The 14,626-nt window shown below is 66.9% G+C and carries 13 protein-coding genes; 9 read left to right on the forward strand and 4 right to left on the reverse strand.

The features are described from left to right. Nucleotides 1–78: 78 nt before the first annotated feature. Nucleotides 79–570: a hypothetical protein gene (locus IPI67_31215; GenBank protein MBK7584643.1), complete on the forward strand. Its 492-nt coding sequence runs from the start codon at nt 79–81 to the stop codon at nt 568–570. Between the two features lie 41 nt (nt 571–611). Here IPI67_31215 and IPI67_31220 read toward each other — a convergent pair whose 3' ends face one another. Then, nucleotides 612–1,715 carry a hypothetical protein gene (locus IPI67_31220; protein ID MBK7584644.1) on the reverse strand — a complete coding sequence of 368 codons (1,104 nt, stop codon included), beginning with the start codon at nt 1,713–1,715 and terminating at the stop codon, nt 612–614. 70 nt (nt 1,716–1,785) lie between these two features. On the opposite strand from IPI67_31220, the gene IPI67_31225 reads away from it, so the two are divergent. Further along, entirely contained in the window at nt 1,786–2,625 is an 840-nt protein-coding gene (locus tag IPI67_31225; protein MBK7584645.1) for a hypothetical protein, read from the forward strand. Nucleotides 2,626–2,754: 129 nt separating this feature from the next. Here IPI67_31225 and IPI67_31230 read toward each other — a convergent pair whose 3' ends face one another. Beyond that, on the reverse strand, nt 2,755–4,086 hold the full coding sequence (locus tag IPI67_31230; protein ID MBK7584646.1) for a hypothetical protein: 1,332 nt from the start codon (nt 4,084–4,086) through the stop codon (nt 2,755–2,757). 105 nt (nt 4,087–4,191) lie between these two features. On the opposite strand from IPI67_31230, the gene IPI67_31235 reads away from it, so the two are divergent. Next, complete coding sequence (locus IPI67_31235; GenBank protein ID MBK7584647.1) at nt 4,192–4,824, forward strand: hypothetical protein; 633 nt, start codon at nt 4,192–4,194, stop codon at nt 4,822–4,824. A 150-nt stretch (nt 4,825–4,974) separates the two neighbouring features. On the opposite strand, the gene IPI67_31240 is transcribed toward IPI67_31235, so the two are convergent. Further along, nucleotides 4,975–5,265: a rhodanese-like domain-containing protein gene (locus tag IPI67_31240; protein ID MBK7584648.1), complete on the reverse strand. Its 291-nt coding sequence runs from the start codon at nt 5,263–5,265 to the stop codon at nt 4,975–4,977. Between the two features lie 129 nt (nt 5,266–5,394). On the opposite strand from IPI67_31240, the gene IPI67_31245 reads away from it, so the two are divergent. Together IPI67_31245 and IPI67_31250 are read left to right on the forward strand one after the other, a co-directional pair. Beyond that, nucleotides 5,395–6,006, forward strand: coding sequence for a glutathione S-transferase family protein (locus IPI67_31245; GenBank protein ID MBK7584649.1), 612 nt, complete (start codon nt 5,395–5,397; stop codon nt 6,004–6,006). Between the two features lie 115 nt (nt 6,007–6,121). Next, a complete protein-coding gene (locus IPI67_31250) occupies nt 6,122–7,603 on the forward strand; it encodes a hypothetical protein (GenBank protein MBK7584650.1) in 1,482 nt (493 codons plus the stop codon). 619 nt (nt 7,604–8,222) lie between these two features. Here IPI67_31250 and IPI67_31255 read toward each other — a convergent pair. After that, complete coding sequence (locus IPI67_31255) at nt 8,223–9,320, reverse strand: hypothetical protein (GenBank protein MBK7584651.1); 1,098 nt, start codon at nt 9,318–9,320, stop codon at nt 8,223–8,225. 436 nt (nt 9,321–9,756) lie between these two features. On the opposite strand from IPI67_31255, the gene IPI67_31260 reads away from it, so the two are divergent. The 4 genes from IPI67_31260 (at nt 9,757) to had (ending at nt 14,604) form a co-directional block, all read left to right on the forward strand. Further along, nucleotides 9,757–10,290 (forward strand): heme-binding domain-containing protein, encoded by a 534-nt coding sequence (locus IPI67_31260; GenBank protein MBK7584652.1) that lies wholly within the window; start codon nt 9,757–9,759, stop codon nt 10,288–10,290. 172 nt (nt 10,291–10,462) lie between these two features. After that, the gene (locus IPI67_31265; GenBank protein MBK7584653.1) at nt 10,463–12,409 is read left to right on the forward strand and encodes a hypothetical protein; all 1,947 of its coding nucleotides are present in this window, start codon (nt 10,463–10,465) and stop codon (nt 12,407–12,409) included. A 44-nt stretch (nt 12,410–12,453) separates the two neighbouring features. Next, nucleotides 12,454–13,341 carry an SDR family oxidoreductase gene (locus IPI67_31270; GenBank protein MBK7584654.1) on the forward strand — a complete coding sequence of 296 codons (888 nt, stop codon included), beginning with the start codon at nt 12,454–12,456 and terminating at the stop codon, nt 13,339–13,341. Nucleotides 13,342–13,539: 198 nt separating this feature from the next. Continuing rightward, nucleotides 13,540–14,604 (forward strand): 6-hydroxycyclohex-1-ene-1-carbonyl-CoA dehydrogenase, encoded by a 1,065-nt coding sequence (gene had, locus IPI67_31275; GenBank protein ID MBK7584655.1) that lies wholly within the window; start codon nt 13,540–13,542, stop codon nt 14,602–14,604. The last annotated feature ends 22 nt before the right edge of the window (nt 14,605–14,626 follow it).

Here is a 14,626-nt window from a genome sequence, read left to right on the forward strand (position 1 = left end):
GGCTGTGAGCGTGGCTCGGTGAACAACGGTCCCGCCGGGAACACGAGCTCTGTGGCCACCACTTCTGTCGGAGCTCCCGTGGAGAGCGCCCCGCAGCCGCCCTCGGTTCCATCAACCGCACCGAGTGCAACGGCCGCGGCAACACCGAGTGCGTCCGCGGCCCCGGAGCCGATTCCCGGTGCGCTCCCCAACTTCATCATTGGTCGCTTCAAGGGCTCGGCGAGTGTGTACGCCACCGTCGTGGACGAGCACCAGACGTACACCAAGCGGGAGATCGAGCTCGAGATCGACGCGACCGGCGCGACCAAGACCAAGCTCACGCGGGGTTCGCTGAAGGGGCAGCAGTTCACGCCGAGCTACCGCTGCGAGGCCAGCGGGAAACTCCGACCGTCTGCGGGAGGATTCGAGCTCGAGCTCGAGGTTTCAACCTGCGCCGCCGCGCCGGCCGGCGCGAAGGGCACCTTCCGCATCGTGCGCGTCGGTGACTGCCAACTGCAGTACGACCGCCAGTCGGGAAAATCTCCGTTCGAGGTCGAGCAGATTGCGGTGCGCCGAGAAGGCTGCAAGTGAGGGCGGAACGGGCGAGGGCAATTCACGCCGAGACCAAAGACTCAGTCTGACTGGCGTCGCCTGACTCTGCGCCGCACCTGATGCACGACGAGGGCCGCAGAGACCGCCAGCAGCGCCTCTGCGCCAAGGGCGGAGTGGCCCGAGATCGAACAACCCCCGTCGGAGTCCGAGCTCGGGCGCGCTCCGGTGCCCGACGCTCCGCTGCCACCGCCCGTCGACGCGCCACCGCCACCACTCGTTCCACCGCCACCGCCCGCGCCGGTACAGTCCGGGCCCCCCTGCATTTGTTCCCATTTGGGATCGAGCGTGGCAAGCACCGCCTCGCAAGACTTGCTGTTCGCCGCCGAGAGCGCCTGATCCATGACCGACAGCGGCACCTTGCCGGGGATCGAAGCAACCTGCGGATACCAGCATACGCTCGACGGCACCGTGACCAGCGGATCGCCCCCGTTACCGGTCGGAGGCGCCACGAATTGGGCAAACGCACTGCCGTTCGGGCTCCAGCGCGCGAACACGATGTCGTCGGGTCCCGCAAAACCCGCGGCGCCAGTCAGCGGCACGACGTCCCCGATCTTCGCGCCCACCGCCGGCCCGTACACGGCGGCGACGGTGAGACTTGCACCCGCATCGCCAACGACCCCGCGCACCATCCCGGAGCTGAACGCGTTGCCACAGACGCAATTTTGGGCCGGCGTTCCGCAGTACGTGGGCTGGATCTGCCCGGCTTCGTCCAACGTCAGACCGTTAGCCTCGAGCCAAGCGCCGAGCTCCTCGATGTCGACGAGCTCGCGGACCCGAGCGAAGTTGCGCTCGCCCGCGATGTACTGCACCACGTCCCGGCCGCCACTCTCTTCGATCAGGTGACCCATCGCGCAGCGTGTGCCCAGCTCGTCGATGAAATGCGGCAACGCAAGCCCGGGAAAGCGCAGGTTCCTCGGGAACACGCCGCGCTCGCGATAACGGTCCAGGCTCGCGATGTGCCGCGCGCGGGCGCGCCGCTGTACCGGGGACAGGCGCTTCGGCGAGCGCGTGACGAGCAGGCGAAGCACGCGCTTGAAGTGCGCGTCCAGCCGGCGCAACTCCATGCCCTCCGTCAGCAACAACGCCCCCCCATCATGAACCTCGACGCCAGCGGCCTGCATCATCTCGGCACCTCGCCCACGGAGTATACACGCTGTCGCGCCCGTCGACCCGTGGCATCCTCGTACTCGACGTATGGTCGATACAGTCGTCTTGGTGCGCTGCCCGCGCTGCGGCTCGATGGACGCCGAGAGTGTCGAGCCGATCCACATCGAGTTCGACCGCATGCGCTGCCACAGCTGCGGTCACGAGCAGATCTGCGACCTCTACCAGATCAAATTCGGGTGGAACGAGACTGTCCCCATGGACCGCGTGCCGCATCGTGTCTGGCACGTCTTGCCCGATGAGCGTTTCTACGATCTCTGGCAGGCCCTGAGCGCGCGCTCCCACGGTCGGCCAATCTTCGAACGACTCAGGGACGCCTACGACGAACCGCATCGCGCCTACCACACGGCACGCCACATTGGAGCGTGCCTGCGGCTGTTCGACGCTCCAGAGGTCGCCCGGCTGGCAACGCATGAGGCCGAGGTCGAGGCCGCGCTGTGGTTTCACGACGCCGTCTACGACACCCACACGCGGACCAACGAGGAAGAGAGCGCTGCGCTCGCCCAGCAGTTGCTCGTCTCCGACGGCGTGGCACCGGAGGTTGCCGCACGTATTGCCGCCCACGTGCTCGCGACCCGTGGGCACGTGGCCGAAACCCAGGACGCGCAGCTCGTGATCGACATCGATCTCTCGATCCTCGGCGCCGAGACTCCGGAGTACGAGCGATTCGAGCGGGAGATCCGCACCGAGTACGCCTGGGTCGACGAGGCTGCGTACCGGGCGGGGCGGAGTGCCGTGCTCCGGAGCTTCCTGGAGCGCGACCGGATCTACGGCACAGCGATCATCCGGGAGCGCCTGGAGGCGCGAGCTCGCTCCAACCTGGCGACGGCTCTGTTACAGTTGGCGTCGCCCGGTGCGCTGCCGTGCTGAAGTGCAGTGGCTGGGGCCGCAGCCGCTCGACCGAATCAACCCCCGGCTCGGCGTGTTCCACTCGACTCGACGGAGCGGTCTTGGGCCCAACCTTTGACGTCGCGGTGGGAGCGCGACGCCGCGGCCTCTTCAGTAGTGGACCGCTGCGCGGACCGCGCGGTGGTCGGAGTAGTCCTGGGCGGAGTCGACGCCGGTCAGCGTCTTGGCCGCCTGGCCGGCCTCCGCGAAGCTGATGGTGTGCTGGCCGCTGAACATGGGTTTGCAGCCGTCGCCGCGCTTCGCGAACAAGAAATCGATGCGATTGCTGCTGCCGATTGTCCAGTTGTTGGCGAGACAAGCCTTCACCGCACTGCCCGCTGCGCAGAGCGAAAAGATGGCATCGCGGTGGCCGAGCTTGCCGCCAAGATCTCCGTTGGCCGCCTGGTACCAGGGTTTGTAGTTGTCGCTGGCGTTGCGGTCGCCCTCGTTGGCGTCGCCGCCCCAGATCAAGAGCTCACCGCCCAGAGCAGCAAGCTCCTTGTCGACCTGCGCCGCGTTCGCCTCGGCACACGCCGGATCCGCTCCGGTGCCCGAGAAGGTCGACCAGTGCATCGAGACGACGCTGATGTCCTTGTTCGCAACCAGGTCATGAAAGCGCTGTTTCACCGCGATCGTGCGTGACTGGTAGTTCGCCTGACACGCTCCGTTGTAAAAGGCCTGGACTTGAAAAGTCTGTTTGCCGCCGAGCGGCTGCAAGCGCCCGGTGCGATAGATGATGGCGTTGGTCTGGTAGTCCTTGGGCGCTCCGCAAGGGGAGTTCATCACTTTGGGATTCGCCTCGGCGATGACCCCGGCGAACACGCCCGCCAGGTTGTCGGTCATGTACTGCACCAGCTGATTGAGCTGAGTCTGTCCCGAGAGCTGCTGCACCAGGAACACGTCCGGGCTCGGGTGCAGCTTCATGTAATAAAAGAGATCCTTCCAGTCGCCGGGACACGGGTCGCTGGTCGTCTGCAGGTTCTCGACGTTGTTGACGTAGACCTGAACGAACGCCGGATTCGAGTTCACACCGGTGAACGCGGCTGGAGGAGTGACCGAGCTGGGGCACGTGGGGTTCACGGGGCCCGAGTCGGCCTCCACGCCGGCGTCGCCGGAACCGCCGGAACCAGTCCCACCAGCGCCGGCACCACCAGCGCCGCCCCCACCGGATGCCCCGCCCGAATTGGGCGAACCGCCCGCATCGGGCTGGTCGGAGTCGTTGGTGACATCGGCGGTTGCATCCGCGCCCTTGCTTCCGCCCGTACCCCCCTTCGACGGCGCATCGGAGCTCGCGTCTAGCTGCGGGCCACCTGGGTCTGCATCGACGCTCGCACCGCAGGCAATCGCGACCAACGCGGGCGCGGAGGCCAGGCTGCGGAGCAACACTCGGAACGACCTCGCCTGCACGTTGTTCTCGAGACTGAAGAGCAGCGATCGGGCCATGTCTACGCTGCCTGACTATAACTCGCTGGTCCCGCGCGCGGTGTATTTCCGTTTGGCGACTTCGCGTGGTGACGAGCGCACAGGCACTCGTTTAGTCTGACCACCATGCTGGCTTGGCCTCTCCGTACCCTGGGTTCCGTCGCCGTCATGCTCGCGGGTTGGGCCGCGTTCGCTTGCTCCGGAGAAACGAACTCCTCCGAGTCGACCGGCGGGACAGGAGCAAGTGGCGGGACCGGCGGCGCGGCGGGAACGGGCGGCGGGGCAGCGGGCGCTAGCAACTGTCAGAGCGATCAGAAGCTCTGCGCCGGGGCATGCGCGTCGCGCAAGGACCCTTTGGTGGGCTGCGATGCTTCAGGGTGCAACCCGTGCGTCCTGCCTCATGCCACGGCCGGATGCAGCGCGACCGGAACCTGCTCCGTGTCTCAATGCGACCCAGATTGGTCCGACTGCAACGACTCCCCGGTCGACGGTTGTGAGACGAACCTGAAGTCGGACAAAGAGCACTGTGGCGCCTGCGGTAGCAGCTGCCTGACGCAGCTCGGGGTCGGCGCCGTTTGCATGGCCGGCAAGTGCGAGATCAACGGCGGGAAGGACTGCGAGAAGCTCGGCTTCTTCGACTGTGACGGCGACAACACGACTGGCTGCGAAGTCGACACCAATACCGACCCCAACAACTGCGGACTCTGCGGCAAGGTGTGCTCGAACGGGCAGACCTGCTCCGGCGGGAAGTGTCAGTAGCCGCTTTTTCGCGAGGCCCCCGCGCGGCGGGCCCTAACTTCGCTCGACGGGCTTGTTGGCCTTCTCCCAGCCGCGGATGCCGGCGGGCATGATGTACACGTTCGAGTAGCCGAGCTTTTCCGCCGCGACCGCGGCGGTGTGGCAAGCGTGTCAAAGCTCGCTGGCGCAATAAAAGACGAGCGTCGCTGATTTGTCTGCGGGGAGGTCGCTGGCGGTCACGGCCTTGAAGTCGACCCACTTCGCGCCGGGCAAGTGGCCCTTCTCGTAGCGGCCCTTCGGATTGTTGTCGAAGATGAAGGTCTTGCCGTCGTTGGCCGCGATGCGAGTCGCGACTTCGTCGACGCTCAGCTTCTTCAGGTCCGCGGACTCCTTCGAGCGCGAGCAGGCGGTGCCGGCCAGGGCGACAGCGACGATGAGCAGCAAGATCGAGCGGCGTTTCACGGGGACAATTCTTGTGCGCGATGCCGTTCGGCGCAAGCTGGCCGTCGAACTGTGGTCCGTTCGGCCCCCGCTTCCGCCCCGCGGGAAGCTCCTGGTAGGCTGCGCCGCCACTCCAAGGGAGGAATCGTCTTGGCGGAATCGATCACACTCTACGCCTTCGGCGATCAGGATCGCAGCGGCAAGGTGCGCTGGGTCGCTGCGGAGCTCGGGCTCGTGGTGGACGAACGGCCGGTGAAGCCAGGCGCCCACCGCGCGTCGCCCTACACGGAGCTGAACGCGTTTGCACAGATCCCCACCGTCGTCTTCCGCGACGTGACGCTGATGGAGAGCACCGCCATCTGTCATGTGCTCGCCGAGGCGTTCAAGCGTCCGAAGCTCTGGATCGGTCCCGGCGAGCGGGGGCGCTCGAAGTATCTGTTCTGGCTGGCTGCGTTCGGCGAAAACCTCGAGGGTCGGCTGGTCGAGTGCGCGGTGAGTCGCGCGGGGATCCTTGGCCCGGAGCACTTCGCCGTGCACGAGCGATACCTGCGCTTCAAGCTCGGCGTGCTCGGTTCACTCTTACCCAAACAGGGCTACCTGTGCGGGAAGCGCTTCACGCTCGCCGATGTGCTCGCGGGGTACAGCTTGCGGCTCGCGATCCAGTGCGAGCTCGTCGAGCGGAAGACGGTCGAACCTTACTTCAGCCGACTGGTCGCGCGGCCGTCGGCGCCGGTGAGTCGGATCTTCGCGAGCTTGAAGTAGGCTCCGCCGCCAAGCGCGGCCGCCAACCGCTGCTTGTCAGTCCCAGCTCGGAGGCGAGTTGTCCCGGGATTTCTTGGGCCCCAACTGCGGCCCAACCATTGCAATACCCGCGCGCATGGCTTCGCGCTCTCGGCTGGGAAATGGCATTCGCACCGCGTTCCTCGGGCTCGGTGCCCTCGGGCTCTTGGGCATGGCGAGCTGCGCCAGCGAAGAGGGCGAGAGCGCCGAGGCAGGCTACGACCTCGGCTCGACCGGCGAAGAGCTGACCAAGAAGTGCGGCGCCGACAAGTACCAGGGGCCGCAAGGCGCCGACGTCTCGTCGTGGCAGGGGAACTTCAACTGGAGCACCGCCGGGGTCACCTACGGGTACGCGCGCATCAGCGACGGCGCCAACTACATCGACAAGTACTTCGAGACCAACTGGAAGAACATGAAGGCGCTCGGCATCCTGCGCGGCGCTTACCAGTACTTCGAGCCAGGACAGGACGCGACGGCGCAGGCCAACCTCATGGTCTCGAAGGTCGGCGGCAAGCTCGGCGCGGGCGATCTGCCTTGCATGATCGACGTCGAGGCCACCGGCGGTCAGTCACCCGCGACGATCGCGTCGAAGGTGAAGACCTGGCTCAAGATCGTCGAGGCCGGCACCGGCAAGAAACCCATCATCTACACCGGCGCGTACTTCTGGCAGGACCACGTCAAGGACACGTCGCTCGGAGGCTACCCGCTCTGGATCGCGGCCTACGGTCCGAGCTGCCCGTCGATCCCCGATGGCTGGACCAACTGGACCTTCTGGCAATATTGCAACGGCCAGACTCAGTACTGCACCAACGGCAAGGGCTTCGATCGCGATGTGTTCAACGGTAGCGCCGCCGAGCTCAAGGCCTTTGCTGGCGGGACGACGACGCCGAGCTACGGTGCTTCGTACATGAGTCAGTCGTTCCCGCTGGCGGTGACGGCGCTGACCATGAAGGCCGGCGAGACCGTGTCCGGGAACATCACGCTGAAGAACAGCGGCACCAAGGCGTGGGACACCAAGACGCGCCTGGGCACGACGATGCCGCGAGATCGCGCGAGTGCGTTCGCCGATTCCGGTTGGATCGCCCCGAATCGTCCCGCCGGCGTGACCGGCACGGTGGCGCCCGGCGCAAACTTCAAGTTCGAGTTCACCCTGCACGCGCCGGACAAGCCCGGGAACTATCACGAGCACTTCGGCGTGCTCGAAGAGGGCGTGGCGTGGTTCAGTGATTCGGGACAGGGCGGCCCGCCCGACAATCAGCTCGAGATCCAGATCGAGGTCTTGCCCGCAGATCCCACCGGGACCGGTGGCGCGGGGGGTGCGGCGGGCGAAGCCGGTGCGGCGGGCGCGGCGGGCGAAGCCGGTGCAGCCGGTGCGGCGGGCGCGAGCACGGGCGGCACGGGTGCAGGTGGTTCCGGCGGCAGCACGCCGGATGGCGGCCCGAAGCACGGCGGCACGACCTCCGACGATGCGAGCGGTTGCAGCCTGAGCGGTCGGCAGCGTGAGGGCAGTGATCCTCGTGCCTGGCTCGGCGTGGCGTTGGCGCTCGGGCTCGGACTGCGGCGTCGGCGCGCGACCTGAGCGCGGAACGTGGCATCATCTCGGGCATGGCCCGAGTTCCCCTCGCCTGCGCGCTCCTTGGCTCGGCCCTGGCTTGCTCGTCGCCCGACGAGAGCCCTGGCAGCACGGCGACGGGCTGCGGTGAACATGACGGGTGAGACTTTGCCGAGCGAACCAGATGAGCGCTCGCACGAATATGAACGACGGCGAAGGCACCGATCCTCGCGCCACGCAAAGCTTGTCATGCTAAGTATCTCGGAGGCGAGGGCGCCCAATGCCGCGTACCCTCCCCGCTTCCCTGTGCCTACGCCCGCCGGCCGTTGATCTCGCGAAGCGAAAGGACACCGCGTTTGGAATCGCCTTCACTGTGGCCGACAAGCACGGCGATCACATCGACGATATCGTGGTCGGCGGCGGGCTGTACGACTGCGACCCTCGTGTCCCGGGCCCAACTCATGGCTTTTTTTGGGCGGTCCAAGGGCCTGTCGTCCCGACCGTCACGCTGACGGCGTTGATCCTGGTTTTCGCGGCACTCGCAGCGTGGTCGGCGCTCGTCACCCATTCGTACCCAGCCACATTGGCTCGCGCAACCGTGGCTAGAGCGATAGGTCGGTGACGCCCACGCGCGCTGCGCGGACATTTACTTGTGGATTTTCGTAGACGGCAGCTTGGCCGCGAGCTCCTCCTTCTGGGACTCGGGGATGCGCGTGCCGTACACCTCGAGGGTCTTGAGCTGGGTGAGCCCGTAGATCGGTGAGACGTCCGCGAGCCCAGTGTCGGAGATGTTCAGGTGCTCCAGCGTGCTCAGCTTGGCGAGCGGAGAGACGTCGGTCAGCTTGCAGCGGGCGACCTGGAGGGCAGTCAGCGAGCTCAGGCTGGCGAGGGGCGTCAGGTCGGTCACCTTGGTATTGCCGAGCCGCAGGCGCTCGAGCTTGCTCATCTTGGACAGCGGCGCGAGCTCCGTGAGCTCTTTGCAGCCGTCGAGGTCGAGCTCACGCAACTCGGGAAGCTTCTGGAGCGGCGTCAGGTCGGTCGCCTTCGTCGAGGCGAGGCTCAGCTCCTTCAGCTTGCCCAGCGGCTCGAGCTGGCTCAGATCACCGACGTTGACCCCGGGAAGCGTCAACTTCTCGAGCTCGTGCAAGCCACCGAGGGCGGACAGATCGCTCACCTTCCGCGCCCAAGACAGGTCCAGCACTCGCAGTCGGGTGAGTTTCGCCAGCGGAGTGAGATCGTCCACGTCGGTGTGGATGAGGACCAGCTTCTCCAGCTTGGTGAGACCAGCGAGGGGCGCAAGGCTCTTGGTTCTGATCTCGAGAATCACGATCTCGCGCAGCTCCGTCAGCCCGGCCAGCGGCGAGAGATCTCGCGCCGGCATCCCCGCCGGTCCGCTCGCGATGGTGAGGGAGCGCAACTTCGGGAGCGCGGCGAGCGCGGCGAGATCCTGAGGGGCATCGACCACCGCCTCGGTCTGGCAGTTGATCGCCGTCGTCTCTTTGCCGAGCTTCTTGCCGCAGAACTCGACCGGATACTGCAGAGGCGACGGAGCCGCTGACGCGGACGGCCCTGCCGACGCGACCGCCGCGCTGGGACTTTCGCGGGCACTCGCGCTCGGTGCGGCGAGGGGAACAGCGGAGGATGGCGATGTGCCTTCGGCCTTCGCCTGTTGCTCGACCTGTTGGCTCTTGGAGCACGCAAGGGCGATCAAGCCGAGGAGCGCTGCGCGGAATCGCTGAGTCATGAACGCTTTTCCAACCTCGATCGCAGGGCGCGTCAAGCGCGTGTGCTGGGGTGCTCGGCGTGCTCCTGCAGCTGGCACTGCGGGCCGACCTGCGACAGCGCCTCCTGCTCCGCCACCAGGATTTGCGATTCGAGCGGCGAGCCGAGTACTAACATGGACCGCGGGTCGCGAAATCGCGTCCGTTCGGACCGACGCGCGTAAAGTGCTGATGCCGCGACGGCGGCGGCGCGACGGAACAGGCGGAGGACTGCGTCACTCGCTTCCCCGTTGGCGCGAGCGCGCGGCGGCGCCTCCCCGGAGACATCGGAACGACGCTGCACCTCCAGCGTCGGGCGAACCATCCGCGCCACGCGGCAACATTTTGGGGGTTCCCACACCGACTTGACGCAAATCACTCGTGGCGCGCGGACAACGGCGTTACTCGTCGGCGAGCTCGATGAAGAAACTCCTCTCCCGCATCAAGGCCAAGCGCAAGCCCATCGCCTTGTCGCTGCTGATCGGCTTCGTGGCCATTCAGGTCTTCCGCCCGGCGAAGAACCAGTCCTCGCAGCCGTCGGGCCACGAGGTCACCAAGGTGTTCCCCGTCCCCGACGACGTGATGACCCTGCTGAAGGCCTCTTGTTACGACTGCCACAGCAACAACACGGTGTACCCCTGGTACAGCAACCTCCAACCCGTGGCGTGGTGGCTGGCCAATCACGTGAGCGAAGGAAAACGGGCGCTCAACTTCGACGAGCTCGAGACCTACCCGCCGAACCGCATGTTCAAGCGCCTCGGGGACATCCAGAAGGAAGTGCGCGAGGACGAGATGCCACTTTCGTCCTACACGCTGATCCACCGCTACGCGATCTTGAACGACACGCAGAAGCGAAGCTTGATGGACTGGGCCGCCGCGGCACAAGAGACGATGAAGGCGAAGTACCCGGCAGAGAGCCTGAAGATGCCGCCGCGAAAACCGAAGCCCGAGTGAACGGCGGCGTGCTGACGCACCGGCGCGCACGCAGGCAATTCACGCATCGACCCGCTCTGCGCAGAGCATGCCGGGCGGAGCGCACGACCCCGCAGGTGCGCGAAGAGCACGAGTGCGAGGCGCAACCTGGACCTGCTTTGCAATTCGTGATTCAGCGGCGTACCTTGCTCCGATGACGAAACTCGCGCTGGCTCTCGTGACGTCTGGCCTGTGTCTGTTGTCAGCCTGCAGCGCGAGCGACTCGAGCTCCGGAGGCCCGGGCGGCGTGGGGGGGACCGGAGGACCGGACGGAAGCGCTGCGACCGGCGGCGGGGGAACGACGGGGGGGACCGCTGGGACTGGCGGCAGCGCGGGGGCGACAGGCGGCTCGGGCGGCAGCGCGGGGGCGACAGGCGGCTCGGGCGGCAGCGCGGGAGCGCCGGAGTGCACCAGCGCCGCCGAGTGTCCCGGCAACGACACCACGTGCAGCCAGCGGACGTGCAACGCGGGCAGCTGCGGCAAGAACGACGCAGCGCAGGGCACGACCTGCACCGAGACCGGCGGCGCCGTATGCGACGGCGCGGGGGCGTGCGTCGCATGCGTCGTCGGCACGGACTGCACTGACGGTGTGTGCGTCAGCAACAAATGTGTCCCCGCCACGTGCACGGACTCCGTGAAGAACGGGACCGAAGCGGACATCGACTGCGGTGGCAGCTGTCCGCCCTGCAAGAACGCGCAGAGCTGCGGCGGCGCCGCAGACTGCGAGTCGGGGTTCTGCAAGTCGGGCTCGGACGGCGGAGGCAGTGACGCGGGTGCCGGCGACGCCAGCATCGAGGCAGGGCCGAGCGACGCCGGCGCCGGGCCGGGGACGTGCGCGGCATGCACCAGCAGCGCGGACTGCATCGGCTCTGCCGGAACCTATTGCGACGCTGGCAAGTGCGTGCCCAAAAAGACCGGCGGCGCGGCGTGCGGCGCGGCGGGCGAGTGCCTGAGCGGGTATTGTCCCGCCGACGACGGCGTGTGTTGCGACACGGCCTGCGACTCCCCGTGTCAGGCCTGCAAGCTGGCCAAGACGACGGTCGCGAACGGCACGTGTGCGCCCGTGACCAAGGACACCGATCCCGACACCGAATGCGCGACCACGGCAGCCGCGACCTGCGGCGTCAACGGCACGGGCTGCAACGGCAACTCGACCACACCGGCTTGCAACGTGTACCCGTCGGGGACCGTTTGCGGCGCTGCGGTGTGCACCGCCGGCAGCGCCACCGCGGCCTCGACCTGCACTGGGACCGGGACCTGCAATACGCCGCCGGCGACTTCGTGCAGCCCTTATCTCTGCAAGCCGACAGGCGATGCATGCGGCACCAGCTGCGCTGCGGACGTCGACTGCGCCGCAACGGCGTACTGCTCTGGCAGCACGTGCAAGCCGAAGCAGGCGAACGGGCAAGTCTGCGGCGGCGCCAACCAGTGCACCAGCGGCAACTGTGTCGACGGAGTTTGCTGCAATTCCCCGTGCGGCGGCGCGTGTGATTCGTGCGCGGTCAGCGGCAACGTGGGCAGCTGCAGCGTGGTGCCCGCCGGGCAACCGGGTTCACCCAGCTGTGCGCCCTACTATTGCAGCGGCACCAGCTCGAGCTGTCCGGGCACCTGCGGGACGGACACGGACTGCATCTCGGGCACCTGCGTCGGGGGCGCTTGCCTCGTCAAGTGTCTGGCCCAGAACGACGACACCAGCCTCGGTTCGTACGTCGACAACTCCAACGTCTTCGCGTTGATGTTCACGCCGGCATCACCGCTGAAGGTTCGGCGCTTGGAGATCTACACGGGCAACGGCCCGGGCACGGGTCAGACCACGCTCGGTCTGCGTGCAGACGCCGCGGGCCTTCCCGGAGCTTTCCTCGCGAGCGGCGCCTTCACGGTCAGCGCGGCCGTTGGCTGGCAGGGCGTCAACCTCCCGCTCACCGTCCTGGCGAGCGGCACGCAGTACTGGCTCTACTACGATGGCGCGAACGGAACCTGGTTCCCGATCGGTAGCGGCACCCCTCAGAATTACTATTACAGCTCCAGCGGCGGCGCGAGCTGGTCGGGCCCCAACCCAGGCCTCTACGCGTGGAAGTACCGCCTTTGGTGTGAGCCCTGAGCGATCGGCGCGCGGCCATGTAGGCTCACGCGGCAGGAGGACCCATGCCCGACTTTGATTTCTCATCCACCGCCGACGACGTCACAGACGGGATCTCCCTCGAGGGTGAGACAGTCGTCGTCACGGGCTGCAATTCGGGCATCGGCCAAGAGACGGCGCGCGTCCTGGCGAGGCGCGGGGCTTTCGTCATCGGAGCCGCGCGAACGGCCGAGAAGGCCCAGGCCGCCCTCGACGAGCACGGAGTCGCGGGCGCCGCCGTTGCCTGCGAGCTCAGCGAGCCGAGCTCGGTGCTCACGGCCGTGGAGACCATCCGTGGCCTCGGCCGAGAGCTCGACGCCATCGTCTGCAACGCGGGCATCATGGCACTCCCCGAGCGCAGGGAGGCTCACGGCGTCGAGCTGCAGTTCATGACGAACCACGTGGGCCACTTCATCTTCGTCAACGGGTTGCTCGACTCCCTGAGCGCGAGCGGCCGCGTGGTCGTCGTCAGCAGCGGCGCGCACCACATGGCTCCCGAGGTCGGGGTCGAGCTCGACGACCTGGCCGGACGCAAGAGCTACGAGGCATGGAAGCATTACGGGCAGTCGAAGCTCGCGAACATCCTCTTCGCCCGCGAGCTCCACCGGCGCTTTCGCGGTACGAAGCGCGTCGCCAGCTCGCTCCACCCTGGCGTGATCAAGACCAACCTCGGCCGCAACAACCCCGAGCGGGTTCAGGGCATGTTCGAGAAGATGGACCCGAGCAGGGTCAAGACCATCCCTCAGGGCGCGGCCACCCAGTGCTTGCTCGCGGCCCACCCTTCGGCGACGGACGCCGCCGGTCGCTACTACGCGGATTGCCAGCCGGCGGAAACCTCGCCCCTCGGTCGCGACGACGCGCTCGCCGAGCGGCTCTGGCAAGCGACGCAAGCGCTCGTCGACAGCTTCGGCTAGACCCGCCGGGGCAAGAGGGCTGACCGAGGAATGCGTGTTGACGTCACGCTGACCCGCCCGCCCCATGCGAATTTCGTGGGCCCGCGACCTTCGATTTCGACGTCCACGGCGAGCAATTTCAACGGGTTCCCGCGATCTTGATGGAAGTCATTTCCCGGCCACCCGGCGACCCGTACGAACGTTCGTGGGAGGCCACGAATGGGGTTCCGAAACGAAGCCTGGGTGTTGAAGGAGACGGGCAAGCCGCTCGTCAAGGAGAGCGTCGAGCTCGCTGAGCCGGGCTCGGACGAGGTCATCGTCGAGGTCGAGAGCTGCGGCCTCTGTCACACCGATCTGGGTTTTGCCGAGGGCGGCGTCGCGCCGCGCATGGCGCTTCCCATCGTACTCGGTCACGAGGTGGTCGGTGTCGTTCGAGCGGCGGGCGCTCGCTACACGACGCTGATCGGGCAGAAGGTGCTCGTGCCCTCCGTCATGCCCTGTGGCGATTGCGCCTTTTGCCGCGCGGGTCGCGGCAACGCTTGTTTGAAGCAAAAGATGCCGGGCAACGACATCAACGGCGGCTTCGCGACGCACATCGTCGCGCCGGGCGCCAGCATGGTGTCCTTGGCCGACGCGCCGGCGAGTGTGAAGACCGATTCCCTCTCGGTGGTCGCCGACGCGGTGTCGACGGCGTACCAGGCGGTCAAGCGCTCGGGCCTCGCGGCGGGTGACGTCGCCTTCGTGATCGGTGGTGGCGGCGTCGGCGGCTTCACCGCGCAGATCGCCAAGGCGCTCGGCGCCAAGACCGTCGTGTGTGACGTGCACGAAGAACGGCTGGCAGGGCTCGCATCGCTCGGCTTCGACCACACCTGCAACGTCAAGGGGCGCGAGGTGAAGGACGTGCGCAAGGAGCTGCACGGCAAGGCCAAGGAGTGGGGCATCCCGAGCCTCGGCTACAAGATCTTCGAGTGCAGCGGCACGGCTCCCGGACAGACCCTCGCGTACACGCTGCTGTCGAACGGCGCGACGCTGATGATCGTCGGTTTCACCCGCGAATCGGTGAACGTGCGGCTCTCGAACCTGATGGCCTTCGACGCCTCGGTGCACGGCTCCTGGGGCTGCCCGGTGGAGGCCTATCCCGCCGTTTTGAAGCTGATCTACGACGGCAAGGTCGTGCTCGAGCCCTTCATCGAACGCGCGCCGATGTCGAAAATCAACGAGCACATGAAAGCGCTCGCAGAACACAAGCTCGCCAAGCGCTTGGTGATGGATCCCAAAGTTTGATCAGACCGTCAATGAATATTTC

Source organism: Myxococcales bacterium (genome assembly GCA_016706225.1).
Lineage (GTDB): Bacteria > Myxococcota_A > Polyangia > Polyangiales > Polyangiaceae > JADJKB01.

Coding starts and splice junctions, on each gene's coding strand:
- IPI67_31220 (MBK7584644.1), bottom strand. CDS start 1,715: ATGATGCAGGCCGCTGGCGTCGAGGTTCATGATGGGGGGGCGTTGTTG.
- IPI67_31225 (MBK7584645.1), top strand. CDS start 1,786: ATGGTCGATACAGTCGTCTTGGTGCGCTGCCCGCGCTGCGGCTCGATG.
- IPI67_31230 (MBK7584646.1), bottom strand. CDS start 4,086: ATGGCCCGATCGCTGCTCTTCAGTCTCGAGAACAACGTGCAGGCGAGG.
- IPI67_31235 (MBK7584647.1), top strand. CDS start 4,192: ATGCTGGCTTGGCCTCTCCGTACCCTGGGTTCCGTCGCCGTCATGCTC.
- IPI67_31250 (MBK7584650.1), top strand. CDS start 6,122: ATGGCTTCGCGCTCTCGGCTGGGAAATGGCATTCGCACCGCGTTCCTC.
- IPI67_31255 (MBK7584651.1), bottom strand. CDS start 9,320: ATGACTCAGCGATTCCGCGCAGCGCTCCTCGGCTTGATCGCCCTTGCG.
- IPI67_31260 (MBK7584652.1), top strand. CDS start 9,757: ATGAAGAAACTCCTCTCCCGCATCAAGGCCAAGCGCAAGCCCATCGCC.
- IPI67_31265 (MBK7584653.1), top strand. CDS start 10,463: ATGACGAAACTCGCGCTGGCTCTCGTGACGTCTGGCCTGTGTCTGTTG.
- IPI67_31270 (MBK7584654.1), top strand. CDS start 12,454: ATGCCCGACTTTGATTTCTCATCCACCGCCGACGACGTCACAGACGGG.
- had (MBK7584655.1), top strand. CDS start 13,540: ATGGGGTTCCGAAACGAAGCCTGGGTGTTGAAGGAGACGGGCAAGCCG.